This is a genomic window from Cytobacillus oceanisediminis, from assembly GCF_004366035.1.
In the GTDB taxonomy this organism is placed as follows: Bacteria; Bacillota; Bacilli; order Bacillales; family Cytobacillaceae; genus Cytobacillus; species Cytobacillus oceanisediminis_C.
The window spans coordinates 43,345-69,089 of sequence record NZ_SOEE01000004.1; the positions used below are offsets into that span (position 1 = coordinate 43,345).

At 39.2% G+C, this 25,745-nt stretch carries 28 protein-coding genes; 17 read left to right on the plus strand and 11 right to left on the minus strand.

The genetic code is table 11. The annotated features are described in order from the left end of the window. Positions 1 to 41: 41 nt before the first annotated feature. A complete protein-coding gene (locus DFO72_RS11015) occupies positions 42 to 2,192 on the minus strand; it encodes an ATP-dependent Clp protease ATP-binding subunit (RefSeq protein ID WP_113881745.1) in 2,151 nt (716 codons plus the stop codon). 197 nt (positions 2,193 to 2,389) lie between these two features. Here DFO72_RS11015 and DFO72_RS11020 point away from each other — a divergent pair, with 197 nt between their 5' ends. Continuing rightward, on the plus strand, positions 2,390 to 3,448 hold the full coding sequence (locus DFO72_RS11020; protein ID WP_113881746.1) for a YkvI family membrane protein: 1,059 nt from the start codon (positions 2,390 to 2,392) through the stop codon (positions 3,446 to 3,448). Between the two features lie 51 nt (positions 3,449 to 3,499). Here DFO72_RS11020 and DFO72_RS11025 read toward each other — a convergent pair whose 3' ends face one another. Both DFO72_RS11025 and DFO72_RS11030 read right to left on the minus strand, forming a co-directional pair. Further along, on the minus strand, positions 3,500 to 4,183 hold the full coding sequence (locus DFO72_RS11025; RefSeq protein WP_113881747.1) for a hypothetical protein: 684 nt from the start codon (positions 4,181 to 4,183) through the stop codon (positions 3,500 to 3,502). A 193-nt stretch (positions 4,184 to 4,376) separates the two neighbouring features. After that, on the minus strand, positions 4,377 to 4,988 hold the full coding sequence (locus DFO72_RS11030; RefSeq protein ID WP_113881748.1) for a CPBP family intramembrane glutamic endopeptidase: 612 nt from the start codon (positions 4,986 to 4,988) through the stop codon (positions 4,377 to 4,379). A gap of 258 nt (positions 4,989 to 5,246) precedes the next feature. Here DFO72_RS11030 and DFO72_RS29925 point away from each other — a divergent pair, with 258 nt between their 5' ends. After that, positions 5,247 to 5,357 (plus strand): DUF6254 family protein, encoded by a 111-nt coding sequence (locus DFO72_RS29925; RefSeq protein WP_220182005.1) that lies wholly within the window; start codon positions 5,247 to 5,249, stop codon positions 5,355 to 5,357. Positions 5,358 to 5,543: 186 nt separating this feature from the next. Here the strand turns inward: DFO72_RS29925 and DFO72_RS11035 are convergent, their stop codons facing one another. Continuing rightward, positions 5,544 to 5,732, minus strand: coding sequence for a YkvS family protein (locus DFO72_RS11035; RefSeq protein WP_009331029.1), 189 nt, complete (start codon positions 5,730 to 5,732; stop codon positions 5,544 to 5,546). A 275-nt stretch (positions 5,733 to 6,007) separates the two neighbouring features. Between DFO72_RS11035 and DFO72_RS11040 the strand changes: the two genes are divergently transcribed. The 10 genes from DFO72_RS11040 (at position 6,008) to DFO72_RS11085 (ending at position 14,431) form a co-directional block, all read left to right on the plus strand. Continuing rightward, a complete protein-coding gene (locus DFO72_RS11040) occupies positions 6,008 to 6,202 on the plus strand; it encodes a hypothetical protein (RefSeq protein ID WP_113881749.1) in 195 nt (64 codons plus the stop codon). A 157-nt stretch (positions 6,203 to 6,359) separates the two neighbouring features. After that, the gene (locus DFO72_RS11045; RefSeq protein ID WP_113881750.1) at positions 6,360 to 7,103 is read left to right on the plus strand and encodes a glucose 1-dehydrogenase; all 744 of its coding nucleotides are present in this window, start codon (positions 6,360 to 6,362) and stop codon (positions 7,101 to 7,103) included. 753 nt (positions 7,104 to 7,856) lie between these two features. Continuing rightward, complete coding sequence (locus tag DFO72_RS11050; RefSeq protein ID WP_113881751.1) at positions 7,857 to 8,528, plus strand: ABC transporter ATP-binding protein; 672 nt, start codon at positions 7,857 to 7,859, stop codon at positions 8,526 to 8,528. Then, positions 8,528 to 9,325, plus strand: coding sequence for an ABC transporter permease (locus DFO72_RS11055; protein ID WP_113881752.1), 798 nt, complete (start codon positions 8,528 to 8,530; stop codon positions 9,323 to 9,325). Before DFO72_RS11050 ends, DFO72_RS11055 begins: the two co-directional genes overlap by 1 nt. Positions 9,326 to 9,410: 85 nt before the next feature. Continuing rightward, entirely contained in the window at positions 9,411 to 9,701 is a 291-nt protein-coding gene (locus DFO72_RS11060; protein WP_113881753.1) for a hypothetical protein, read from the plus strand. 455 nt (positions 9,702 to 10,156) lie between these two features. Beyond that, the gene (locus DFO72_RS11065; RefSeq protein WP_113881754.1) at positions 10,157 to 10,423 is read left to right on the plus strand and encodes a phosphocarrier protein HPr; all 267 of its coding nucleotides are present in this window, start codon (positions 10,157 to 10,159) and stop codon (positions 10,421 to 10,423) included. Then, complete coding sequence (ptsP, locus tag DFO72_RS11070) at positions 10,423 to 12,138, plus strand: phosphoenolpyruvate--protein phosphotransferase (RefSeq protein ID WP_113881755.1); 1,716 nt, start codon at positions 10,423 to 10,425, stop codon at positions 12,136 to 12,138. Before DFO72_RS11065 ends, ptsP begins: the two co-directional genes overlap by 1 nt. A gap of 499 nt (positions 12,139 to 12,637) precedes the next feature. Further along, complete coding sequence (locus DFO72_RS11075; protein ID WP_113881756.1) at positions 12,638 to 13,099, plus strand: hypothetical protein; 462 nt, start codon at positions 12,638 to 12,640, stop codon at positions 13,097 to 13,099. Between the two features lie 198 nt (positions 13,100 to 13,297). After that, the gene (locus DFO72_RS11080; RefSeq protein WP_113881757.1) at positions 13,298 to 14,176 is read left to right on the plus strand and encodes an NAD(P)-dependent oxidoreductase; all 879 of its coding nucleotides are present in this window, start codon (positions 13,298 to 13,300) and stop codon (positions 14,174 to 14,176) included. Between the two features lie 75 nt (positions 14,177 to 14,251). Next, positions 14,252 to 14,431 carry a hypothetical protein gene (locus DFO72_RS11085; protein ID WP_113881758.1) on the plus strand — a complete coding sequence of 60 codons (180 nt, stop codon included), beginning with the start codon at positions 14,252 to 14,254 and terminating at the stop codon, positions 14,429 to 14,431. 119 nt (positions 14,432 to 14,550) lie between these two features. Here the strand turns inward: DFO72_RS11085 and DFO72_RS11090 are convergent, their stop codons facing one another. Next, positions 14,551 to 15,702: an aminotransferase A gene (locus DFO72_RS11090; protein WP_113881759.1), complete on the minus strand. Its 1,152-nt coding sequence runs from the start codon at positions 15,700 to 15,702 to the stop codon at positions 14,551 to 14,553. A gap of 109 nt (positions 15,703 to 15,811) precedes the next feature. Then, on the minus strand, positions 15,812 to 16,015 hold the full coding sequence (locus DFO72_RS11095; protein ID WP_009331014.1) for a hypothetical protein: 204 nt from the start codon (positions 16,013 to 16,015) through the stop codon (positions 15,812 to 15,814). Positions 16,016 to 16,292: 277 nt separating this feature from the next. On the opposite strand from DFO72_RS11095, the gene DFO72_RS11100 reads away from it, so the two are divergent. The 4 genes from DFO72_RS11100 to DFO72_RS11115 all read left to right on the plus strand — a co-directional run bounded on the left by DFO72_RS11100 (position 16,293) and on the right by DFO72_RS11115 (position 20,597). Further along, a complete protein-coding gene (locus tag DFO72_RS11100) occupies positions 16,293 to 16,823 on the plus strand; it encodes an RDD family protein (protein WP_113881760.1) in 531 nt (176 codons plus the stop codon). 400 nt (positions 16,824 to 17,223) lie between these two features. Next, positions 17,224 to 17,688 carry a DinB family protein gene (locus DFO72_RS11105; RefSeq protein ID WP_243856133.1) on the plus strand — a complete coding sequence of 155 codons (465 nt, stop codon included), beginning with the start codon at positions 17,224 to 17,226 and terminating at the stop codon, positions 17,686 to 17,688. A 411-nt stretch (positions 17,689 to 18,099) separates the two neighbouring features. After that, on the plus strand, positions 18,100 to 19,419 hold the full coding sequence (locus tag DFO72_RS11110; protein ID WP_113881762.1) for an MFS transporter: 1,320 nt from the start codon (positions 18,100 to 18,102) through the stop codon (positions 19,417 to 19,419). A 272-nt stretch (positions 19,420 to 19,691) separates the two neighbouring features. Beyond that, positions 19,692 to 20,597: a chemotaxis protein gene (locus tag DFO72_RS11115; protein WP_113881764.1), complete on the plus strand. Its 906-nt coding sequence runs from the start codon at positions 19,692 to 19,694 to the stop codon at positions 20,595 to 20,597. Between the two features lie 48 nt (positions 20,598 to 20,645). Here the strand turns inward: DFO72_RS11115 and DFO72_RS11120 are convergent, their stop codons facing one another. The 5 genes from DFO72_RS11120 to DFO72_RS11140 form a co-directional block, all read right to left on the minus strand. Then, positions 20,646 to 21,113: a YkyB family protein gene (locus tag DFO72_RS11120; RefSeq protein WP_113881765.1), complete on the minus strand. Its 468-nt coding sequence runs from the start codon at positions 21,111 to 21,113 to the stop codon at positions 20,646 to 20,648. 95 nt (positions 21,114 to 21,208) lie between these two features. Beyond that, positions 21,209 to 22,483, minus strand: coding sequence for an MFS transporter (locus DFO72_RS11125; protein WP_113881766.1), 1,275 nt, complete (start codon positions 22,481 to 22,483; stop codon positions 21,209 to 21,211). Further along, positions 22,480 to 23,094, minus strand: coding sequence for a PadR family transcriptional regulator (locus DFO72_RS11130; RefSeq protein ID WP_113881767.1), 615 nt, complete (start codon positions 23,092 to 23,094; stop codon positions 22,480 to 22,482). Before DFO72_RS11130 ends, DFO72_RS11125 begins: the two co-directional genes overlap by 4 nt. 121 nt (positions 23,095 to 23,215) lie before the next feature. Next, entirely contained in the window at positions 23,216 to 23,713 is a 498-nt protein-coding gene (locus DFO72_RS11135; protein ID WP_113882138.1) for a L,D-transpeptidase family protein, read from the minus strand. Positions 23,714 to 23,838: 125 nt separating this feature from the next. Beyond that, the gene (locus DFO72_RS11140; RefSeq protein ID WP_113881768.1) at positions 23,839 to 24,714 is read right to left on the minus strand and encodes a metallophosphoesterase; all 876 of its coding nucleotides are present in this window, start codon (positions 24,712 to 24,714) and stop codon (positions 23,839 to 23,841) included. A 238-nt stretch (positions 24,715 to 24,952) separates the two neighbouring features. Here DFO72_RS11140 and fadH point away from each other — a divergent pair, with 238 nt between their 5' ends. Continuing rightward, a complete protein-coding gene (gene fadH, locus DFO72_RS11145) occupies positions 24,953 to 25,717 on the plus strand; it encodes a 2,4-dienoyl-CoA reductase (protein ID WP_113881769.1) in 765 nt (254 codons plus the stop codon). Positions 25,718 to 25,745: the final 28 nt, after the last annotated feature.

Consider the following 25,745-nt stretch of genomic DNA (forward strand, 5'->3'; position numbering starts at 1 on the left):
AGAGCCGGGAATTTCTTTAAATCCGGCTCTTTTCGTTCTTTTTAGAGGATAGGTTTAATAACAATTGCTTCGTCTTCGAGATCGGCCTGTAATTGGCTATTTCCGCCATGATCAATGATGAAATCAGCAATCTTGTCTTCAAGTTCATCTTGGATGATCCTTCTTAATGGCCGTGCGCCAAAAGCAGGATGATATCCATCTGCTGCTAATTTCTCCTTGGCTTCCTGGGTAACAGTCAATTCAATATCCCGTTCATTTAATGTTTCCTGAAGCTCGTTAAGCATTAAGTCGACAATTTTCAATAAATGCTCTTTTTCCAAAGCTTTAAATTCAATAATGCTATCAAAGCGGTTCAGGAATTCCGGCTTAAAGAAGCTGCCGAGCGATTCAAGAATATTTGACTCCATGACGGCGTCAGCTGCGCCAAATCCAACATGGATTTCCTTTTGCCCAGATCCTGCATTGCTAGTCATGATAATGACTGTATCTTTAAAGCTGACAGTGCGGCCCTGACTATCTGTCAGGCGTCCATCTTCCAGTATTTGAAGGAACACGTGCTGTACATCAGGGTGAGCTTTTTCTATCTCATCAAGCAGAATGATGCTGTACGGGTTTCTGCGTACCTTCTCAGTAAGCTGTCCGGCTTCTTCATGACCCACATATCCTGGAGGGGAACCGATAATTTTTGATACACTGTGTTTTTCCATATATTCACTCATATCCAGCCTGATCATGCTTTCTTTTGAGCCGAATAGCTCTTGGGCAAGTGTTTTGGTTAATTCAGTCTTGCCGACCCCTGTTGGCCCGACAAAAAGAAATGATCCAATTGGGCGGTCCTTTGATTTAAGTCCTGCACGGCTTCGGCGAATTGCCTTTGCTACTTTTTGCACGGCTTCCACCTGTCCGATTACTTTTTCAGCAAGACTTTCCTCAAGGTTCTGCATTTTTTCCTGTTCATCTTTCGCTAATTCGCCGACAGGAATCCCGGTTTTCTTTTCGATAATTTCCTGAATATGGTTAACTTCAATTACTGGCCGTTCTGCCTTGTTGTTCCCGTTTAGAGCATGCTGGAGTTTCAGTTCCTCTTCACGGAGTTTTGCAGCCTCTTCATATTTTTCTTCTTTTAATACAAGTTCTTTCTGCCTGCTGATTTTTTTCAGCTGTTTCTCAATATCTTCTGCTGGTATATATCCTGATTGAAGATTCATTTTAGAACCTGCTTCATCCATTAAATCAATGGCTTTGTCAGGCAGGAACCGGTCCTGAATATAGCGGCTTGACAGCTGCACACATGCCTTAATGGCATCTTCTGTAAAAGATACATCATGATAATCTTCATATTTTTGTTTCAACCCAAACAGGATTTTAATTGCCTCATCAGGTGACGGCTCATCTACATGTACAGGCTGGAATCTGCGTTCTAGTGCAGGATCTTTTTCAATTTGGCGGTATTCTTTCAAAGTGGTTGCTCCGACCACTTGAAGCTCTCCTCGTGCAAGGGCTGGCTTCAGAATATTTCCCGCATCCATTGACCCCTCAGCTGATCCTGCTCCGACAAGCAGATGAATTTCATCTATAAAGAGAATAATATTCTTCCGTGACTGAAGCTCAGAGATCAGCTGCTTCATGCGTTCCTCGAATTGGCCGCGGATGCCTGTATTTGCAACCAGAGATGCCACATCAAGCAAATAGACTTCTTTATTTTGAAGTTTCTTTGGTGCATTTCCCTCAGCAATCTTAATGGCTAGCCCTTCGGCAATAGCTGTTTTTCCTACTCCTGGTTCACCGATTAAGACCGGATTATTTTTGCTTCTTCTATTTAATATTTCAATCACACGATATACCTCATCGTCCCGTCCGATGACTGGGTCAATTAAACCAGCTTTGGCAAGCTGCGTAAGATTTTGACCGAATTGATCTATAAATCCGCCGTTGCCATGACTGTATCCCGTTGCTTCGTTTAGAGCATTGTTTTCATTCCCTTGAGCTGAAGCCATTTTCTTGAAGAAATCCTCCAAAGGCATTTGGCCAAAACCTGAAAAACCGCTCAAAGCAGGCCCAAAGGAAGTTAGGCTATGTTGCTTTTCAGTTTGATAACAGTCATGGCAAAGGTTTAGATTACGTTCATTTCCATTCACATTCAATCTTAATTGTATATTTGCTTGTTTTGTTTGACATTTTTGACAAAGCATTTTGCATACCTCCATTAATAGCTTGGTCTGACTTTGACTATATTTGACCTAATATCCACATTATAATTTGACCTTCTTTGACTTTCAAGTAATTTGTATTGTTATTTTTAACCAAAACCGAAGTTTAGCGGTAATGCAAAAAAGCTCGTCTTTGTTTGTACTAGCCTACATATATTGGAAAGGAAGGAGGAGATTAAGTGAAGACGAATTGGGGGGCAGCTTTCCAGATCGCTGCCGTTTATGTGGGAACCGTGGTGGGAGCGGGCTTTGCCACTGGCAGGGAGATTGTGGAGTTTTTTTCCCGATTTGGTTTTATCGGATTAATTGGGATTTTAATGAGCGGCTATATCTTTATTTTTCTCGGTTCCAAACTAATGAGAATCTCTGCACGAATAAAGGCTGCATCATATCAGGAATTAAATGAATATTTATTTGGAAGATTTTTTGGTTCTGCCATTAATATATTGATGCTGTTTATGCTGCTGGGCGTTTGCGCCGTCATGCTGTCAGGAGCTGGTGCAGTGTTTGAAGAACAGATCGGCATCAGCAAAACTGCAGGGTTGCTCATAACGATAGGGTTAACGATTATTACAATGATAGTGGGCATTCGCGGATTATTCGCTGTGAATACGTTTGTTGTTCCGATGATGATTGCATTTAGCTTTATTTTATTGTTCATAAGCATGAGGCTTCCTAGTTTTGCAGAACAGGTTCTGTTTATCCCATATGCTGAAGATGGATGGAAAGCAGTTGTGGCTCCGTTTTCATATACGGCTCTGAATTTGACATTGGCACAAGCAGTCTTAGTGCCTGTGGCTTCAGAAATAAATGATGATCGGACAATAAAGTGGGGGGGATACCTTGGTGGAGCCGCATTGACCCTTATCCTGCTTTCCAGCCATTTGACACTGATGATGCTCCCAAATCTGCAGGCCTATGATATCCCAATGGCTGCAATTGTGAAGACATTGGCATCATCCTTCTATTGGATATTTGTTTTTGTCATCTATGGTGAAATTTTCACCTCTGTTATTGGGAATGTGTTTGGGATCGAGAGGCAGGTAAAAAAATATATTTCCGTGCCGAGTATTATAATTGTGGGCTTTATCTTTATAGTTTGTTACTTTATCAGTTTGATCAATTATGGAACATTGCTTTCCTATTTATATCCGGTTTTTGGATATGTAAGTTTGACATTTATTATTCTTTTGTGGATGAAGCCATTTGATGATGGAAGTAAAGGCAAGAAAGCTTAATAAAAGCAAAATAAAAGAGATCCGTTTTGCACGGATCTCTTATTCATTCCATTATTTTTGTGGCTCCTCTTTCATAATGGTTTTCGCCATCTGAAGGAAAGCCTCTTCATGATCAGCTTCTTCCTTATTGAATAAGGTAAGCTTCAGTGAAAGCTCTTCGTTTTTCACAAGATAGGCTGAAACCTTTTCGCCGTCTCCTTCAGCCTTCATTACATTAGCACCTTTGTAAAAATCATCTGAAGGTGCTTCAGATGTCTGCACATTTTCGCTAACATCTCCTAATTGCGCTTTAGTGTTTTCTTCGATCATGTTCCAATCTGCATCATTCGGAAGAAGTTCAATACGCATGAATACCTGATCATTTTCTGAAAGGTATAAAACATCCTTATTAGGCTCCTCGGCAGTTAGTTCATAGGCGGGCAAAACGTACATAGAATAATTCTGATTATCACTATGTTTCAGGAAGGCAGTCTCTTCCTTCGCTTCACCGTTAACCGTATAAGTCATATTCTGTTCAAGGATTCTGATAACACTGTCTCCTTCATCCACAGTGCCCTCTTCTGCTGGATCCTGTTCTTCAGATTGGTCTTGTCCATCCTGTCCTTCTGAAGCAGTTTCTTCTTCATTTTGCCCAGGATCTGTTCCTTTGCCGGAATCATCCTGAGCCGTGCCGCAGCCTGCCAGGATAGAAGCAAATAAACTCAGAACCAACATAAATTTCGCCATAATTTTCATTAATGTTCCATCCTCCCGTTGTCACTTCTAGCGCTTTTGCATAATTAGACGTAAGTGGAATAAAAGTGTTACATATAATTCCTATTAATTAGTACATTACCATTTATGTAAAACATCGACAAGACTCAACAAAAACTAAAAAAGACAATCCATTAAGGATTGTCTAATCAACATTGAATCTGTACGAGTCCATTTAATAAAAGGGGAGCAGGACAAACAACAATAAGTCAAAAATCAGGTGGGACACGATTACGAGCGGAATGCTTCTTTTCCATGCGTATAGCCATCCCCAGAAGAGGCCTGCGATTAACGCTGCAAAGGCTAGCATCCAGTATCCTGAATAAAGATGAACTGAAGAATAGAGTAGAGACGAAAGTATGATGGATAACTTAACAGTCGTATGTTTCATCAATCTCTTTTGAACGAATCCTCTCCAAAAGACTTCTTCTCCTGGAACAATGATTAAAATCAGCACAATATAGTGCCAGATAAAGGAAGGCGAAAAACGGCCGTATAGTTTTTCAACCTGATTAACAAGTGGTAAATTGAATATTTCAAATAAACTGTATCCGGCCCAAAAAAGACCGTACAATAGAAAACCCGAAAGAGCTCCATAGCTAATAAATGTCCCAAATGATGCCTTGTCTTCCACTTCCTCCATTATGATGGAATAACTGATTAGAAGCAGTAAAGAGGCAGAAAAGATATACCAAAAAATTGATTTATCCTGAAATGTAAAATACATAAGCAGATGAGCGAGTAATATCCCGCCAATAAAGCGAAGATCTGCGGCAACACTCTTCAATTTTTAATCTCCTTTCAATAAGAAAAGCGGAGGCGCCCTGCCCACCGCCGACAAGCTTGTGACCTCGAGGGGGGGGGGCAGGCGCTGCAGCTGGACAGTTCTCAAAGTATAAAAAACCTTCGTATCTTTTAAAAATAACCAAACACTATTCTAACAAAAAACAATCCTAAAAAGTAAGGAAAAGATTTCTTTGGAAACGTTCAGATAAAATAATGCAGAAATGCGAATCATAAGCCCATGAGAAGGGAGGTATGTATAATGACGAAATCAAAAAGTGAAAAAGAGCGTGCCTGGACGGTAAGAAAGCAGGATCAGCATCCTCATGGTAAAGTGAAATCCTTAAAAGAACTGTCAGGGGAAAAGGAATAATATCATGGCCTCCTATTCAGGGGGCCGCAAATGTACAGAACTCCAAGGGTGCGCCTGTTTAATTTGCAAACTGAAAAGAGGACTGTGGAGCAAAAAGCATCAAAAGGCACAAATGGAAAAGATAAAAAAAATAAAAAAAGCAGCAAGAGAGCTGCTTTTTTAAGAATGCGCTTTCATTTTTTCTTTTTATACTGCTGATTCTCTTACAACCTTATAATTTTTATGATTGACAACTGTTCTTTGATCTAATTCCAAATCACGGTAGTTATCCATATACGTTAAATCCACAATAACAGAGTTCTCATTTACTTTTTCTACAATTCCCTGTAACCCGTCACGAAACTCAATAATATTGCCAACCTCTGCTTTCTTCAAAAAGCATCTCTCCTTTTGTCCATTTCTTTCGCTGGTAATAACAGTTTGCACTATATTATGAAATGCGTAAAGAATTTTGCAATTCACTGATGCTTAGGTAATTTATTACAGCATTAGGTTGGTAATATTATACCAGATAAAAGAAATTTGTACATTCAAATTATTTAATATTCAGAAAAAAATGATTGGTATGCAGATATAATATTAGATACTTCAAAATTGACTGCACTTTATTTATGATATAGAAAGAATAGAGATAAAAGGAGTTCTGAGTAATGAATCTTGAACAAATTCAGGAAGTGCTTGATCAATTAAAAAATGGAATCATTTCTGAGTATCATGTGTCAAAAGAAGACTTTCTTCCTTTTCGCAGTGTCATAGTGAATAGGAAGGATTTTAAGCACTTCCGCGGAGTTGCCCAAAGAGGCGGACACGTAATATATCAATATTTAGACTCGCCCAGGAGCTAAAAAGGAATGACGCTGAAATATAAAGCATAGGAAAGACACCTGAGAGTCTCAGGTGTCTTCCTGCATGCCTTCATAAAAAATCATGAAAACATTGAATAGAAGGATAAGCATGATGGGTATAAAAGCAATATTATAAGTTGGAAGGGACTGAAAACGCATGAGTAATTTTAAAGGAAAAACGGTCATCGTTACAGGCGGAGCCAGCGGAATTGGCCAGGGAATTGCCGAGACGTTCGCAGAGAAAGGGGCCAATGTGGTCATCGCCGACTTAGATGAGATGAAGGGAAAAAAGTTAGAAGAAAGCTTGAACAAAAATGGCATGACAAGCATGTTTATCAGAACAGATGTGAAGAATGAAGCAGAAATCAAGGGACTTATAACAAAGACTTATGATTCATTTGGAGCAATCGATGTTCTAATAAATAACGCTGGCATCTCAAAGTTTCATTCGTTTTTTGAACTGACTGTGGATTTGTGGGATGAAGTGATCAATACGAATCTAAGAAGTGTCTTCCTGTGCAGCAGGGAAGCTGCCAAATTGATGAAACAAGGATCCTGCATTATTAATCTTTCTTCTACGAGAGCTGTAATGTCTGAAAGCAATACAGAGGCGTACTCAGCTTCAAAAGGCGGAATTATGGCAATCACTCATGCGTTGGCCAGCACGCTCGCTGTTAAAGGGATCAGAGTTAATTGCATAAATCCCGGCTGGATCGAAACAGGAGATTATGAAAGTCTCAGGAAGATTGATCATAAACAGCATTTTGCCAATAGAGTTGGAAAACCCGGGGACATTGCAAGGACCTGTCTATTTTTAGCCGATTCAGAAAATGATTTTATAACAGGAGAAAATATAACAGTAGATGGTGGCATGACAAGGAAAATGATTTATGAACCATAATAACTGTCTATTTTCTTAATAATACGATATTCAGCACGAAAACTGCACCAACGAAAATAAGGCATATAAGGATGTTAATCATTATTCTCGCCTCCTGTCTTATAGACATTTTAAAACAGCCTCGTTAAATCGAATTGAGTGCTTTGTAAATTTACTGTGAAAAAATGAAAAAAATGTTTGTTTTAAATGTTTTAAAGGCTCGTATCCTTTAAATGCTTTAGAACAATTAGAGGAAGGGATTCTAGTGGGAATTGCTATGATTAAGATTTCATCCGTATACTTTGCGGTGGGAATTTTAAATTTCGAACATACTGAAAAATGCGTTTTTCTTTTTAATGGGAGAATCGGAAAATAAAATATTTTTGTGAAATTATACAAGTTAATCTAAAGAGGCAGCGAGCAGCATTTGAAGTGACCAGGAGGGCAAAAATGGAATAAATGGACAAGCTTAAGACAGAAATTGTAATATCAGGGAAAGACCCTGTTAAGATTGTAGATACCTATGAAATAGCCCGATATAACATGTCCGCTTAAAGCGTTGAGAAATATAAACATGCAGCGGATCAAATGAAAAAAGAAATAAAAAGGATTTATTAAGACAACTTGAAAAGGAAACAGGTAAAGAAAAACTCTAAATAAATAATGTGTAAAGTCTTTTCTCTTATGGGAAAGGCCTTTTTTAAAACCCAATACAAGCAATTGCGATTAAGGGATAAGCTAGAGGGTATACGGAAACTGGAGAAGGAGCTGCATATGACAACAGATTTGCTATTCGCAATTAGAGGAGTAAGGGTTAATAATATTTTGAATGTGGATCATCTTGACATAAGAAAAGAAAAAGTAACTTGTATTACGGGCGAGAGCGGCGCTGGAAAGTCAACTCTCATGAAATTGCTGAACAAAATGATTTCTCCGGATTCTGGGGAAATCTTCTATAAAGGCGCCCCTCTAAAAGATATAGATTCTGTTAAGCACAGAAGAAAAGTAGTCATGCTATCGCAAGTTCCGTTAATATTTCCTGGCACAATAAAAGATAACCTGATGATGGGTTATATGCTCAACGGATCTAAACCTGATGGTGATGAAGTACTTAAGCAGGCAATACATAATATGCAAATGACTAAGGAGCTTGACGAAGATGCAGGGACTCTTTCCGGCGGTGAAAAACAGCGGCTGGCATTGGCAAGAATTCTGCTTCTTGCAGCTGATGTTTATCTCCTGGATGAACCGACTGCTGCACTGGACGAAGACACCGAAATAATGGTTTTAGGTCATTTTATGGCGGAAATTAAAAAGAAGCATGCTTCATTAATCATGATTACTCACTCCAGGAAAATCAGTGAGCAATATGCAGAAGAAAGGATTGATTTATCACAGCCGCCGTTCAGAGAGGAGATGGATAATAATACCCGAGGAGGATTATGATGGAAAATAGCTCCATTATTGATATTGAATTTTGGAGGCTAATATCAGCTTATCTATTTGTGCTTCTTCTTATCATTATCTTTAAAGTGAGAGGAATCGCCCGTGAGAGAAAGCTGGCTATTGCAGCTTTCAGAATGACACTTCAGCTCGTAATTGCAGGCTATGTACTAACCTATTTATTTGAACTTTCAAATCCACTGTTAACATTAGGTGTAATCTTAACTATGGAAGGTTTTGCTATTTACACAATATATAAGCAGGCTGGAACCAGGCTTTCAGTTAATCTTAAGAAAACCATTGCGATTTCCATGATAGCCGGTACATCCTTTTGTCTTGTATTTTTTAATTTTGTTGTTATTCATTTTGAGCCGTGGTATGATCCCCGCTACTTTATTCCAATAGCAGGAATGATAATTGGCAACTCCATGACCGGCATTACTTTAAGTGTTAAGGAGCTTCTAAAGTCCTTTACAACTCAAAAAGATATGATCGAGGGTGCACTTATGCTTGGCGCTGATCCAAAAGCTGCAGTTAAGCCATATGTTAATCATGCTTTTGATTCTGCTGTTCTGCCGACTATCAATAATATGCTGGGAATGGGCATCATATTTTTGCCTGGGATGATGACAGGGCAGATTCTATCAGGAGTCAGCCCATTGCTTGCGATTGAATATCAGATTGTTATTCTGCTGGGGATATTGGGAAGTGTAGGTTTATCAGTAATCTTATTCATCCTTCTTGCTTTTAGGAATTTTTTCAATCTTAATGCCCAATTTTTTCCGGAAGGAAAGAACTAAATAGCTTATTAGGCTAAGCTCACAGCATTTCACTCTTATTGCCCGCATATAATGGAAAAATCAATCAAAAAGGCGGGATAAAATAATGAAAGTTGAATCTGAAAAAGCATTAAGAGTGAAAAGTTTATCTCAAGATATTTTAGAACATTTGATGGAAGACAGCACTTCTTATAATCATGAAGACTTGAAACATGTCATAGAAATGCTTTCGCGATCCGTATCGGATCTTGCTACATTGTATACGGACCGGGAAGGCGATCATGAAGCGGCTCTAAAGGGGATCATTTCAAAAATGCGAATCAGCTATAATGTACTTCAATACAAAGAAACTTCAAAACTGGTTAGAAAACAAGATAAGTATCATCCACAGCCATAAATCAAAAGGAATATTGCATCTGAAACATTAAGAAGAAATCATTGGAAAATGAAAGCGTTTTACTCAAAAAAGTGTGAACAAACGTGAAAAATTAAGGGTTTTTCATTGTCTAAATGAATGTGAAATGCTATTCTTTTGTCTGAGATGTAAGTTGTCCGATGACTTAATTGCAGCCAGGTAATATTTCCTGATTTTATGGAAGTTTTCAAAGTGCGGAGAAGCTTTAAGACGAAGTGATTTTATCAATTTTCTCAGCCTTTTTGAACAACTATATACATGAATAATAGGGCGTTGGAAAAAATAAAACAGCATATAGGACGAAATGTCCCGGCATTATTACTGCTTCATCCTGCTGCTTATTTTGCTGAATAAGTTCCAGTTCCCGTCTTTAAGTTCGTAAGGCAACGCCTTGCACATCTTAATACAATCATTAATAAGAAGGAGATTGATCCCATATGGTTCAAAAACAATTTAAAGTAACTGCAGAAACAGGAATTCATGCTCGTCCAGCTACAATGCTTGTACAAGCTGCCAGCAAATTTGACTCAGAAATTCACCTTGAGTACAAGGAAAAGAAGGTAAACCTAAAATCAATCATGGGTGTAATGTCTTTAGGTGTTGGACAAGGTGCAGATATAACTATTATTGCTGAAGGCGGCGATGAACAGGATGCCCTTAACAGCCTTGAAGAAACACTGAAAAAAGAAGGTTTGGCTGAATAATGAGCTTTTTAAATGGAATTGCGGCGTCAAGCGGTATCGCAATAGCGAAAGCATACCGTTTGGTTGAGCCGGATCTCTCTTTTGATAGAAAGACAGTAGAAAATGCTGAACAGGAAGTGGAACGCTTTCAGTCTGCATTAGCTGAATCTAAAGGTGAATTGGAAGTCATCCGCGATAATGCCCATAAAGAACTTGGGGCTGATAAAGCTGCTATTTTCGATGCTCATCTTCTTGTATTAAGTGATCCGGAATTAATTTCGCCAATTGAAGATAAAATTAAAACAGATAAAGTAAATGCTGAATCTGCTTTAAAAGAGACAGCAGATATGTTTATTACAATGTTCGAACAAATGGACAATGAATACATGAAAGAGCGTGCAGCGGATATCCGTGATGTAACAAAACGCGTACTTTCTCATTTGCTTGGGGTGCAAATTGCAAATCCCAGCTTGATTGCAGAAGAAGTAATCATTATTGCTGAAGACCTGACTCCTTCCGATACTGCTCAGTTGAACCGCCAGTTCGTAAAAGGGTTTACAACTGACATTGGAGGCAGAACATCTCACTCTGCCATTATGGCCCGTTCCATGGAAATTCCAGCAGTAGTGGGGACAAAGGAATCCACAAAGCAAATTAAAAATGGCGATCTGGTTATCGTGGATGGATTAAAAGGTCTGGTACATATTAATCCGACCCCAGAGGCTATCGCTGAATACAAAGAAGAACATCGCAAATTCGAGGATCAAAAAGCTGAGTGGGCAAAACTAGTCAACGAAAAATCAGTTACTGCTGATGGATATCATGTTGAATTGGCTGCCAATATCGGAACTCCAAAAGATCTGAAGGGCGTAGTTGAAAATGGCGGAGAAGGAATTGGCCTTTACCGTACGGAATTTTTATATATGGGAAGAGACCAGCTTCCAACAGAAGAGGAGCAGTTCGAATCCTACAAAGCTGTCCTGGAAGGAATGGGCGGAAAACCGGTTGTAGTCCGCACGCTTGATATTGGCGGGGATAAAGAGCTTCCTTATCTAAACCTTCCAAAGGAAATGAACCCCTTCCTGGGCTTCAGGGCGATTCGCCTCTGTCTGGAAGAACAGGATATGTTCAGGACACAATTAAGGGCTTTGTTAAGAGCAAGCACCTATGGAAACCTGAAAATCATGTTCCCTATGATTGCAACTCTTGATGAATTCCGTCAGGGCAAAGCAATCCTTGAAGAAGAAAAACAAAAGCTTATGAGCGAAGGCTCAGAGGTTGCTGACAACATTGAAATTGGAATTATGGTTGAAATTCCTTCAACTGCTGTTATGGCTGAGCAATTTGCTAAAGAAGTTGATTTCTTCAGCGTAGGCACAAACGATTTAATTCAGTACACAATGGCTGCAGACAGAATGAATGAGCGTGTTTCTTATCTTTACCAGCCGTATAATCCAGCAATCTTGCGTTTAGTTAAAATGGTTATTGACGCAGCACACAAGGAAGGAAAGTGGGCAGGCATGTGCGGTGAAATGGCTGGCGATGAAACCGCAATTCCTTTGCTGATGGGATTAGGACTTGACGAGTTCTCCATGAGCGCTACGTCGATTCTTAAAGCTCGTTCTCAAATCAGTCGCCTAAACAAAAAAGACATGGAAGCACTGGCTGAAAAAGCGCTTCATATGAATACAGCAGAAGATGTAGTCAAAGCTGTAAAAGAAGTAGCAAAACTGTAATCAAATTGAAACAATTAAAGAGTTTTAAATATAATTTCCCGGGTAAATAAGAAGTAAGCACTTAGGTCAGGCTTAAGTAAGCTGATCATTCTCATTTTCCCCCCTTTTAAGCCGGCCAATAATGGCCGGCTTATTTTTATCCTTCTCCAGTCAAAACTACTATTCAGCCTTAAGGATGATGGAAATCACATCTTACGATTGTTATCCGGAATCTAAAACTCTCCTATAATGAAGCTACAACTTAAAAAGGAGAGATGGAAAATGATTACCATGATAATCAGCTTTCTCTTTCATGATCGATATAGGTGTATTAAAGAAAAGCAGAAAAACGACTTATATGAGATACAGAGCTCATTTTTAAGCCGTGTCCTCCACTAAAGAAGCCAGGAAGGGCTTCTTTTGTATTTTGTGCGCTTAAATTGAAGTAACGTTTTAGTTTTCTAATTGGGGTTTATCTTAAGGCTAGAATGGAAAAGGTGATGAAAAAGGAGGAATTCTTATGAATAAAAAGCTCATTTGCCTAATCCTTACCGCCATATTGGCCATGTCTATGTCAGGCTGCATTCAGGGGGCCCAGGACTCAATCGTCAATAGTCATGCTGAAGCCTTGCTTACTAAAAACAATGAGCTGCAGTTCCGGTTTAAAATTAATGATAAAATCCTTTCAGAAGAAGAATTATACAAAGTAAAGGTTTCCATACATAATGAAAAACTGGCCGCTGCCCTGGGTACGGATGAGTTTGTTTATGGGGAGGACACGATAATTGACGGGGAATATATAGAAGTCAATAATGAAAAGGGAAACTATATTTTTATGAATCCCATTCCTCTTACACAGGACCTGCATGTTTTCGAAATAGAAGAAATGATCGTGAATGAAGATGCAGTATCTGTAGAAATTTTAAATGAGGATGAAGTGATTGCTAGAGCATTCTTGAATAACTTTTCATCACAGCTTTAAAAGGAATCAAATGTGATGATTGGAGTTTTGTTTTTATCTAATTTGGGTATTAATAATTACGCGCATAAAATTGGGGATGGACCAGGTATTTGCCTGGTCTTTTGTCTTTATTTGGACATCTAATATTTTTAATCTAAGAAAAGGAATGGTAGAATTAATATAAAAAATTCAGATATTTATTTAAAGGGAGTGGGTACGTTGATTTCACCTGAAAATACAGTTATCGGTTTTGTGGGAACAGGGGTTATGGGCAAAAGCATGGCGGGACATCTGTTGAAAGCGGGTTATCCATTAGTTGTTTATACAAGAACCAAAGAAAAAGCTTCTGAACTAATAGAAAATGGGGCAGAGTGGGCTGAGACGCCTTTGGAAGTTGCAAAGAAAGCAAATGTAATAATTACGATTGTTGGTTATCCGGCAGATGTAGAGGAAGTGTATCTAGGGGAAAATGGCATTATTACAAATGGCAGAGAAAATACATATGTAATTGACATGACCACCTCGACACCTACATTGGCCAAAAGGATATACGAAGAAGCAGGCAAAAAAGGAATGCATGCAATAGATGCCCCTGTTTCAGGAGGAGATATCGGTGCAAGGGATGCAAAGCTTTCAATAATGGCCGGAGGAGACAGGGACGCATTTCTCGCTGTAGAGCCGATTTTCAACCTTCTCGGAACAAATATCGTTTATCAAGGAAAAGCAGGAGCCGGACAACATACGAAAATGTGTAATCAAATTGCGATTGCATCAAATATGATCGGTGTGTGTGAAGCGGTAGTTTATGCTGAAAAAGCAGGTTTGGACCCTAGGACAGTGCTTCAAAGCATATCATCTGGTGCAGCAGGCAGCTGGTCACTTTCAAATCTTGCACCGAGGATAATTGATGGCAACTTTGAACCAGGCTTTTATATAAAACATTTTATTAAGGACATGAATATCGCCTTAGATGAAGCAGAAGCAATGGGCATGATGACTCCAGGGCTTGCTCTTGCAAAAAAAATGTATGCCGGGCTTTCTGAAAAAGGGGAAGAAAACAGCGGTACACAGGCATTATATAAATATTGGGATAAGTAATTTGCACCTGTTAATGAATAAAGCCCCTTTTTTCACTTCAAACTAATAAAGAAAGTGAAAAGGGGGGTTAGACAGGTGGCTAAAAGAAATAAGAAAAATGATCCTCAGCAAAAGAACAAAAAAGGCTTCGATTCCGCTGTCATTGATTCTGAATTCTCCCACGAATTTGGAAGTGCTGACACGAATAAAGTTCATAAGGATAAAGCCAAAAAGGAAAAGGCATCGAAAAACAGCGGGCAATATCAGGGACAGTAAGGGTGAAAAAGGCAGGCAGGGAGCCTGCCTTTTTGCTTAGATTGAAATTAGAAGTAATGAATATACAAACAGCGCAATTCCTCCTAAAAAGGGAAATGGGCTGTTGACTGAGTGATTCGCTACAATATACCCTTCAGATACTTTTCGATCCGGTCAAGACCTTCCTTTAATGTGTCCATGGAATAGGCAAAGGAAATCCTGAAATAACCTTCTCCATATGAGGAGAATGCACTGCCTGGAACAACTGCAACTCCTGCATGTTTAACAAGAGAAAGGGCAAATTCAAAGGAGTTCATTGATACATCTGGTATTTTTATGAAAAAATAAAATGCACCATCCGGTTTGACTACATCCAGATTCATTTGTATTAGTCGTTCATATACATAGTCACGGCGTTTGGCATATTCATGCCTCATTGGTATGGCGTCGTTTATTCCTGTTGTCAGCGCATCAAGAGCTGCCATCTGGGAGACAGAAGCTGCGCATGTCACATTATACTGATGTACCTTTAAGATATGTTTGGCCAGGTTTTCCGGTGCGAATAAAAGACCTATGCGCCAGCCTGTCATTGAATGGGATTTTGAAAGTCCATTAATTACTATAGTTTGCTCCCGCAAAAGGGAAGCGATTGAGTGGTGTGTTTGATCATAGATCAGTTCGCTGTAAATTTCATCAGCAAGGATAAAGATATCTTTGCCTTTAACAAGAGCAGCAATTTTCTCAAGCTCCTCCAAATTCAGACTCACACCTGTCGGGTTCGACGGATATGGAAGGACAATGCACCTTGTTTTATCACTCATTTGTTCTGCAATTAAATCCGCAGTAAATCTAAACTTGTTTCTGGAAATATCAGTATGCACCGGAACTGAACCGCAAAGCTTTATGATTGGCTCATAACCGGGATAAACAGGACCAGGCAGAATTACTTCCGATCCTTCATCCAGAATTGTACGGAATGCAATATCGATAGCTTCACTTGCCCCCGTTGTCACAATAATTTCTAATTCAGGGTTATATGTAAGGTTATATTTTGATTTTACAAAAGAAGCTGCAGCTTCCCGCAATCGAATATCGCCCGCATTGTGTGTATAGGAGGTAAAGTTCTCGTCGATTGCCTGTTTAGCTGCTTCTTTAACATGTAATGGCGTCGGGAAATCTGGCTGTCCAATTGTAAGAGAAATCATGTCCTTGGTGCCGGCAACCATATTGAAAAACCTTCTGATTCCGGAAATTTCAATGTCCTTCACTCTTTGATTAATTAAATGTTCCAATGTGTTCACCTCGCATAATCATAATGTATATTCTATCACTTTGATGCGGGAGCAAACAGAAAAAAATAAAACAGGCCTGAATTATATTTCAGAGCCTGTAAAAATAAAATTAGTATCCGTAATCCCAATCGACTTCGTCTTCATGCCATAATACCGGGGATACAGCACCAAAATCGATTACTTTATTTTCTATATGGCATCGGCAATGTTTGTCGCCGCATTGATCTTTCATTTCCTCAAACACAGAATGCTCCACATTTTCCAAAATCGTAACTTTATGTTCATCATGGTAAAGGATTGCTGTACCTTTCATGCCTGATCGCACCTCTTTTTTAATTTATATAAAACTTGCTTTCAGCTTTACAAACTTATTTTATGACTTGGGAAAAACAGTGTCTACACTGTTATAAGACTGTTCACAAAAAAGTCAAGATGAAAACGTTTTAGAGAAATTTTTGTTAAAAATAAATGAGTGTAAAAATTTACAAATAGTTGAATATAATTCATGTAGAGATTAACATTAGTAGATAGTGGAAACTATATTTTTAGTTTGTTAGTTTTCCACCTAAATAAATAAAGGAGGATTTAAAGTGGAGACATCTTTAGAGAAGCAGCCTTATGAAATCACTAAGGAATATGGCGGATTCTGGCTCCGATTTGCGGCCTATTTAATCGATTCTATTATTGTTGGAATTCCGCTTGCAATTCTAAGCATTGTTATCTTTATGATTTTCTTTGGCACTTCTGACGCTTTTAATACGATGATAAGCGACCCATCTTATATGGAAACAGAAATGACCAATGAAGAAGCAATTGCATTCATGGGATCTTATTTTGGCGCACTTGGAGTAACCTTTCTTGTCAATCTTGTCGTTGCTGTTGCCTATTTTGCAGGCCTGCATGCATCCAAATGGCAGGGAACTGTGGGCAAAAAGCTGCTGGGATTAAAAGTGACTGACTTAAATGGAAACCGCATTTCTTTCTGGAGGGCGCTTGGAAGATATTTGGCCATGGCCATCCTGTCTGGTATTTTCCTTATCGGCTATATCATTGCGGCCTTTACAGAGAAAAAACAGGCTTTGCATGATTTAATCGCAAGCACAGTTGTATTAAAAAAATAAGGTATATTAGTAAAATCGTTACTTTATCACTGAATAATAAGTTAAAAATAATGAGTTGATTTTCGCTGTGGGCACTTGAACGTCGAAAAAGCTTCCGCATTTTCTTTGTCCGGTGTTCCTAAGAGGAAGCTTATTCAATGTCCTCGCAAGGAGAGGGAGTGGGAGAACCGCAGGCGGAGCCAAGGAGGCTCTCATTCCTCCCTGTGGAAAGCAAGTGTCCCGTGCTGAGATCAACGGGCTGTATCATGATCAAAACAGTATTCTATGCAGATATGGACCAATAATAATTTTTAATTGGGCTGCAGGCACTGAGTTGCAATGCAGCTTTTTTTTGTGGGTCAGCAATAAAAAGGATTTATTATCTGAATGCAGAATATATTTTTAGGAAGGGAGGATGAAAATGAAGAAGCAAGATATTATTAGTCACTATGAATCTTTTTCTGTATGGCTTGAGTCGATAAAAGATCTTGACCGGGAAAATTGGCTAAAGCCTGTCTCGGCTGGAAAATGGCCGGTTGCGGCAGTAGTTGCCCATCTGTTATTTTGGGATAGATATTCTATTGAACAGCGTTTCCCATTTTTTAAAGAGGGTGCAGTACTTGAGAACTTTCCTGATTTTCAAAGTGTTAATAATGCTGCACTGGAATACGCTAAAAAGCATGCACAATTAGAGATTATTGAAGAACTTTTATCAGTGCGGAGACAATTTCTTCAGATGCTTGAGGGCATGTCAGAAGAGAAACTGGATACAGCTTTTAAAATCGGCAGCACTAGCTTAACTGTGCGCGATTATTTTGCAGACTTTATAGGACATGACATTCACCATAAAAAGCAGATAATACAGTCAGCAGGCATTAGTGTATAACACCGGCTGACAGTCTATTTTTCTGTAATGTACGATGCTATAACTTCATGCAGCAAAACAGGCAGAGGCTCCTGATCGGGATGATGGACCCAATAAAACAAGATGCCAAAGAAATAAGGCACCATCATTGCGGAAATGCGGGAAAATTCTGCCTGTTCATTAAATTCCCCCCTGTTTTGGCCTTCACCAATCAGACAAGTAGATTAATTGCTTTATATTCTCTTTGTTCATACCTTTTCGCTTTTCCCCACTTTAAATTAATTTCTGCTATTGTTGCATAAAAAAGGTTGTTTTAATATTCATTAAATTGTAAAAAAAGTTGCATTGAATAAAATTTGGTAAAATAAAAGGGTTTTAAAGAAAGGTCTTGAATAAGGAATAAGGTGTTTTTTACCTGAAGGAGCTGATGACATGGAAATAGAAAAAACGGAGCTGCAGAAACAGGGGAAATTCAATTCCTGGAGGCTATATATGACTCTGCCCATTGTATCATGGGCACTTTACGATTTTGCTAATACTATTTTTTCCTCAAATATTAATACCATTTTCTTTCCTTTTTACCTGCAGGAAGTAATAGGAGAGAATGAAGTTTTAAATCAGATAGCTAGTACCTTTATTTCTTATTCTAATGCGCTGGCAAGCTTTTTTCTTGTCCTGTTCTCTCCATTGTTTGGGGTTATGATAGACAGGACAGGAAGAAAAAAGAAATATATAGTAATCTTTACGCTTATTACTGTAATGGCGACCATTTTAATGGGGGTATTTGCATCAAGCCAGATTAGCGGGAAAATATTTGGGCTTCCAGTTTATCTTGCACTCGTTATTATATGTTTTATTATTGCAAAGTTTTTTTTCCATTCCAGTCTGGTTTTTTACGATGCCATGATTTCAGACCTGGGAACAAAGCAGGATATACCGTTGATTTCGGGCTTTGGGGTGGCAGTTGGCTATATCGGAACCCTTGTAGGCCTCACAGTTTATTTATTTGTAGGAGATGACGGTTTTCACGAATCTTTTATACCAACTGCTTTACTATTTCTGCTGTTCTCTTTGCCGCTGTTTTTCTTAGTAAAAGATAAGCCTTACCAGGCAAAAGAAAAACAAAAATTTTTATCAGGCTATAAGGAAATTTGGCAGACTTTTAAAGATATGAAACATTATAAGGCGATTTTCACTTTCATGATTGCTTATTTTTTCTTAAATGATGCAATTGCCACAACGATTGCCATGATGGCTGTTTACGCAAAAACGATTGTCGGCTTTTCAACTGGCCAATTCATTTTATTATATCTTGCTTCAACATTATCCAGTATAATTGGTTCTTTTGTATTTGGCTATATTACCAAGGCGAAAGGGCCCTACAAAGCGGTTAAGTACGTAGGGATCCTTCTTCTTGTTGCTCTGGCAATTGCGGTTGGGGCTGTCAATGAAACCATGTTTTGGATTGCGGGCAGCATGTTTGGCGTCGCTCTGGGCTCCATGTGGGTTACCACAAGGACTTATATTGTGGAATTGACTCCAGAAGATAAAAGAGGGCAGTTTTTTGGTTTGTTTGCATTTTCAGGGAAAGTATCTTCGATAATCGGACCTGTTATTTATGGAAGCATAACTTTGATCTTTGCCAGCTATGGAAACCTGGCAAGCAGACTTGCTTTAGGTTCATTGATGATTTTAACGATAATTGGCCTGTTTGTTCATTCGAAAATTAAGGACGACAGCATTCCTGATTAGGTATCCATCAATAGTGCTAGGAAGAAGCAAGCCCCCAATGGCTTGCTTCTTGTTGTTTTAGCAAAGCAGCTGACTTCCTGTTCCAAAAATAAGGACTTTTTTCATAATGAACTAAAATTTTCATAAGAAATTTTATCCATTCATGGTATATTAATAGAGAAAAAGATTCATGATTCATACTCGGTGCTGTCTTGCTGCTCATAAAACAAGCGTCATACAAATTGAAGCCGCGAACTTAGATATAAGCATATGAAAAAGGAAGGGCGAATAAAGTGGAACAGAAAAAAGGCATTTTACTGGAAAGCGGAACGAATGAACTGGAGATTGTTGAGTTTTCAATAGGAAGGAATAAATTTGGGATTAATGTTATTAAAGTGAAGGAAATTATTAATCCTGTACCAGTCATTCCTGTCCCGCATTCTCATCGTAATATTGAAGGGATCATTGAACTGAGGGGAGAGGTTCTTCCAGTAGTGGATGTAGCATCATCATTAAATATGCCGGCCTCAGAAAGCCCTCAGCAGGATAAGTTTATTGTGACAGAGTTTAATCAGCAGAAAATAGTTTTTCATGTTCATAATGTTTCAAAAATTCACCGCATTTCCTGGAACCAAATTGAAAAGCCTTCTGAAATGTATCAGGGGCAGGAAAGCCAGATTATTGGAATTATAAAGCTTGAAGATGAGATGGTGCTGCTGCTTGACTTTGAAAAAATGGTCACAGAGATAAATCCGGATTCAGGGATTAGCATTCAGAAGGTGCAGAAACTTGGAAAGCGTGAAAGGTCTGACAAGAAGCTGCTTATTGCAGAAGACTCTCCACTCCTAAGAAAGCTTTTGAATGATACTTTAAATGAAGCTGGCTTTTCTCAAATTGAATTTTTTGAAAATGGATACGATGCTTATGAATATTTGTATTCCTTAGCCAAGTCGGGGCGCGATGTCACTAAGGAAGTGCAGCTCATGATCACTGATATCGAAATGCCGCAAATGGACGGGCATCACCTTACTAAAAAAGTTAAAGATCACCCTGTGCTGGCAAAAATTCCAGTTATTATTTTTTCTTCATTGATTACCGAAGATCTTCGCCACAAGGGCCATATGGTTGGAGCCAATGCGCAGGTGAGCAAGCCTGAAATTGCAGAATTGGTGCTTTTGATAGATCAGCATGCATTATAGAACCACCACAAAGAAAAAGCTGGAATTTTCATTCCAGCTTTTTTGTGATTAAAAGTAACTTTCCCCTAATTTCTTAAATACAGGTTTTTCATAGCGGTGCTTTTTTGCATTTGGCTTGCTATTAAGCTCTTTTAGCTCTGTATATGACATAAGCAATTTTTTCGCCGCATTAAGAGATAGAGAAGATTTTGGATTTCTGACGAAGGAATCGAGTTTGCCCAAATGGGGAAGCTCTGAGAAATCCTCTTTAGAAGGCGGAAGGTGGAAAGAATAATTCCCGCATTTTACAAGAACATCTGACTGCTGCTGGCTGTTTTTTGGATTGCCAGAATAGTGAAGGCCTGCTTTCCGGGCTTTTCCTTCTTTAATTAACTTTTGAAGTGCATCGTGCTTTAATTTATACAAAAATTTAGGGTTTGGTGCTGTCTTTGCATGGCGGTTAACGGTGAAGATGGCTTGAGAGAGGTTTTCAACCGTTGGTTGCAGATGGGGATATTGTTTCTTATCAGAATTCAATTTCCAATCTCCTTTCAAATTATAAAGGGGTATAAACATATTATACCCTTTTTAGTCAATAAAACCAACTTAGGATAGGCTTTTATTACAAAAGCTTATCCATCCAGCTGTTTCCCTCTTATAGGTTGGAAGGATCCTGATTTTTTCCATATTATCATCAGCATTGTTGAACCTAATAATGTTGTTGCCAAACCAGCGCCAATCATAACAAAAGAGGCGCCTAGCTGTTTTGCAAGAAGAGCTCCTGCCGCAGGTGCAATAAGCATGGAAAAAGTCTGCAGGGACATGGCGGCAGCTGAAACTCTGCCCATCATTTGCTTTGGTGTTTCAGATTGGAGCACATAGCCGTAAGGAACAGATTCTCCCGCACCTAAAAGACCTAAAAGACATGCACCGATTATCCAGACCAGTGGAGGGAAATTTAGAAAACCTAAGCCTCCGAGTCCAACAGCTACAATAAAAGTGCCGCTTAATATGGCCGAAGAACTCATTAAGTGGACGGGTTTTCGGTTCCACCCTGTCCACTGGCCCAGTAAAAGTGAGCCCGCCACACTGCCTGCTCCTACTGCACTGATCAGCAACCCGAAATTTCCCTCATTAAAGCCAATCTGCTTTGCAATAAAAATAAATAACCCATCATAAAGGAAAATGATGAAAAAAGCTGCAGAAGAAAGAATAATTGAGATCCTTAAAAGGGGAGCATGGAAAATATGTTTTATGCCCTCTGAAAATTCTTTCCAAAAACTTGTTTTGACAGTAGAGGTTTCAGCCATTCTATTATCTGATTCCTCAAAAGATGTTAAGCTGGGAAGAAACAAAAGGAAAATAATGGATACAACGAATCCTGCTGCTTCAAATAAAAAGGGGCTTTTTGGTCCGAGAACTGCTATTATCCCTCCGCCTAAAGCTGGCGCTGCAATTTTCATGGTATTGACTGAAAGCTGGCTTAGAGTTACTGCTTCAGGCAGCATGCTGTCAGGTACAACCATCCGGATCGCACTCTGCCTTGCCGGGTCGTAAAGGGCTGATACGGTTCCCTTTAAAAACACAAATAATAGCAGAATGTATAGGTTGGGAGCGTAAAACAAGCCTCCGACAAAGACAATTCTTAAAAGAAGGCAAACAATCATAACAGCTTTTTTCGGCAATCTGTCCACAAACACACTTGCAAATGGGCCGATAATGACCCATGGAAGACCGAGAACAATAATGACAGAGGCAATTGCCGTTTCATCAAGCCCCCAGTGATAAGCAACAATAACCTGCAAAGCAATAAAATCGAGCCAGTTACCCAAATCGGAAAATAGCTGCGCACCAAAAAGAGAGCGAAAGGGTTTCAGCTTGAGTGGTTTAAAAATGCCGGGTTTCATTGGAAATTCCCCTTTTCCCCGCCTATGGCCATCCTTCGCCTGTTTAGCAGCTTTTCAGTATTGCCGTGAGGATCCTGGCCAACTGGCAGATTATTATTTTGCAGAACTTCAATTGATTCTTCAATCCATTTAATTTCTGTTTCCAGCTTCATTTCTGCATATCGAATCGAGAGGCAGCCAAGTCTGCTGACAAAGGAGTATCCATTTCGCGGCCATTCCTGTACAAATTTTAGAATATCAGTGGCTTCTTCTTTTCTTTTAAATAAATGGCTAATTAACACATCATTATCCATATCTTCATGCCACGTTGACATTTTCATTAGCAATTCATCTTTAATAACTGGAAAAGGAGGAGGAGTCTTCAGCCAGTTCTCAAACTCTTTCCAGCCTTTTGCAGTGAGCTCATACTTTTTTTTCTTTCTTCCTTCATCTTCCTGCTCGATTGCATAGATAAATCCTTCTTTCTCCAGCTTTTTCAATTTTGGGTAAATGCTCCCATAGCTCATTCCCCAATAAAGGCCAGCAGCTTTGTGTTCAAATTCAGATTTAATATTATAGCCCGTGCTGGGCCAAAAGCTTAGGACAGCAAGAATTGTATGTTCTATAGACAATAATAAAACTCCTTTCGATGTATCAAAGTGATATATCAATATGATATGTTGTCCTTAAAAAAATATCAACAAAAAAATAAAAACTTTCGCAATTTTTCAGCGAAAGTTTTGTAAGCAGCAGCTATGGCTGTATCCGTACCCTGGTGCCATTTGGCACTATGCGTGACAATTCGAGCACATCCTGGTTATACATGCGTATACAGCCTTTGGAAACAGATTGGCCAATTGAGGAAGGGTTATTGGTTCCGTGAATTCCATAGCCGGCTTTTGACAGGGAAAGCCACATGACCCCATATGGGCCGCCGGGATTGGGTTCTCTGTTCACAATAACAAACTCTCCAATTGGGGTCTGTGTCAGCATTTTTCCGACGGCAATAGGATACACTTTTTGAATGGCGCCGTTATATAAAAGAGTTAAGCTTCTTTTGCCTTTTGAAACAATGATGGTATACGGAATGGAGGCAGGTTCCGGCAGCCCTGGTATTACTATTCGCTGGCCGGAATAAATAAGGCCAGGGTTTACAATGGAAGGATTTGCCGCCAGGAGCTCGCTTAAAGGGCGGCGGTAATTTTTTGCGATGACAGACAATGTCTCACCAGGTTTTACTATATGGTAAATAACAATCACCTCTTTCTTAAAGGTCTATTCAAATATATGCCTGCAAAAATGATCTTGTAACTAATTGGATAAATTGTGTCCCGAAGGAAGCAAAAAAAGGGAAGCTGCAAAGATGTGCTTTCCCTTTAATTCTCGCTGTTTGATTGTAAAGTAAATACCGTCAGTTCAGGTTTGGATAAAAACCGGAAGGGCAGCCGGGTTGTACCTAGCCCTCTGTTTACATAAAGAGTTAAAGGGCTTTGGCCGCCGATTTCATAGAAGCCTTCATAATATCTTTCAGCATGCGGCGGTTTAACTAACGCTCCCATAAACGGCAGTTTTATTTGTCCTCCATGACTATGGCCGCTCAACTGCAGATTGATGTTGAAAGCTGAGGCTTCATCTGCTAAATCCGGTGCATGGGACAATAAAATGTTATAGGAAGAATCGTCCAAACTTCGGCTGGCAAGCTTTATGTCCGGTCTGCCGAGCATGGCATCGTCAATGCCGATAATCTGGATGCTGCTGCCGGAAAACTCGATTTTGCGATTTTCATTCAGCAAAAGAATAAATTCGGATTCTTCCATAATAGATTTAAAGATATCAGAACCATAGCCCCCGTGATCATGGTTTCCATAAATAGCAAACCTTCCAAGCGGCGCCTGAATTCTTTTCAGGAGGGGGGCAATTTGGTTTGCCTCTTTATATTTATTGGGTTCATCCATCAGATCACCTGTAAAGAAGACAATATCAGGCTTCAAGCTGTTTATCTTTTCAATCAATTTTTCTAGCTGCTTCAGGTCATAATGAAATCCTAAATGGGTATCGCTGAATTGGATGATTTTTTTATTATGGAACGCTTTTGGAATAGCGTTGTCAGAGATTTTGTATTTTGTAATTTCCAAGAGCCGCGGCTCAATATCCCGTGCATAATAATAGCCGCCTGCACTAATACCAAAAACAGCAGCAAAAAAGCCTAGAGCTCTTTTTAAAAAAGATCTTCTGGACACTTTTTCCGGCATTTAGCATACCAACCTATCTATAAATAATTTATTGACATGAGTAAAGGCACTGCCTTCTCATAGCAGTATCTTTAATACTATCAAACTATCCTATTAAAAAGAAGAAATAACTATACTTGTTTTTTATCCTTCGTTTTCCTTAAAATTATTAATTTATTTGTAAATAATAATTCGAAAATTCTTTATTTAATGGTAAAATATAAATGAATGATCATTCATTTTTGGGAGGGGAATTAGAATGAAGAATAAAACAGTCATTGTTACTGGCGGTTCCAGCGGCATGGGAAAATATATGGCAAAGAGGTTTGCTGAAGCTGGAGCCAACGTGGTGATAACAGGAAGAAACCCGGAACGCCTTGAGACAGCAAAAGCTGAAATTCAAGCATTCCAGGGACAAGTTTTGACAATTCAAATGGATGTCCGTGAAATTGAACATGTTAAACATATGCTCAATGAAACACTGAGTGCATTTGGACAAATTGATTTCCTTGTTAATAATGCAGCGGGAAATTTTATATGCCCTGCAGAGCAGCTGAGTGCAAATGGATGGAATTCTGTTATTAATATTGTCTTGAATGGAACCTTTTATTGTTCGAGTGAAGTGGGTAAATACTGGATTGAAAAAGGAATTAAGGGGAGCATCATTAATATGGTGGCTACATATGCTTGGGATGCTGGAGCGGGTGTTATACACTCGGCAGCCGCAAAAGCAGGTGTATTATCCATGACAAGAACCTTGGCTGTAGAATGGGGTAGAAAATACGGAATTAGAGTGAATGCAATAGCCCCAGGTCCGATTGAAAGGACAGGAGGGGCTGACAGGCTTTGGGAATCAGAAGATGCTGCAAACAGGACACTCCAAAGTGTGCCTCTTGGCAGGCTCGGGAAGCCGGAAGAAATCGCAGAATTGGCATTCTTCCTTTTCTCAGAGCATGCAGGTTATATTAATGGGGAGTGCATCACTATGGATGGAGGACAGTGGCTGAATCAATTTCCATTTTGATGTTTATAAATACCGGCTGAATCAATTT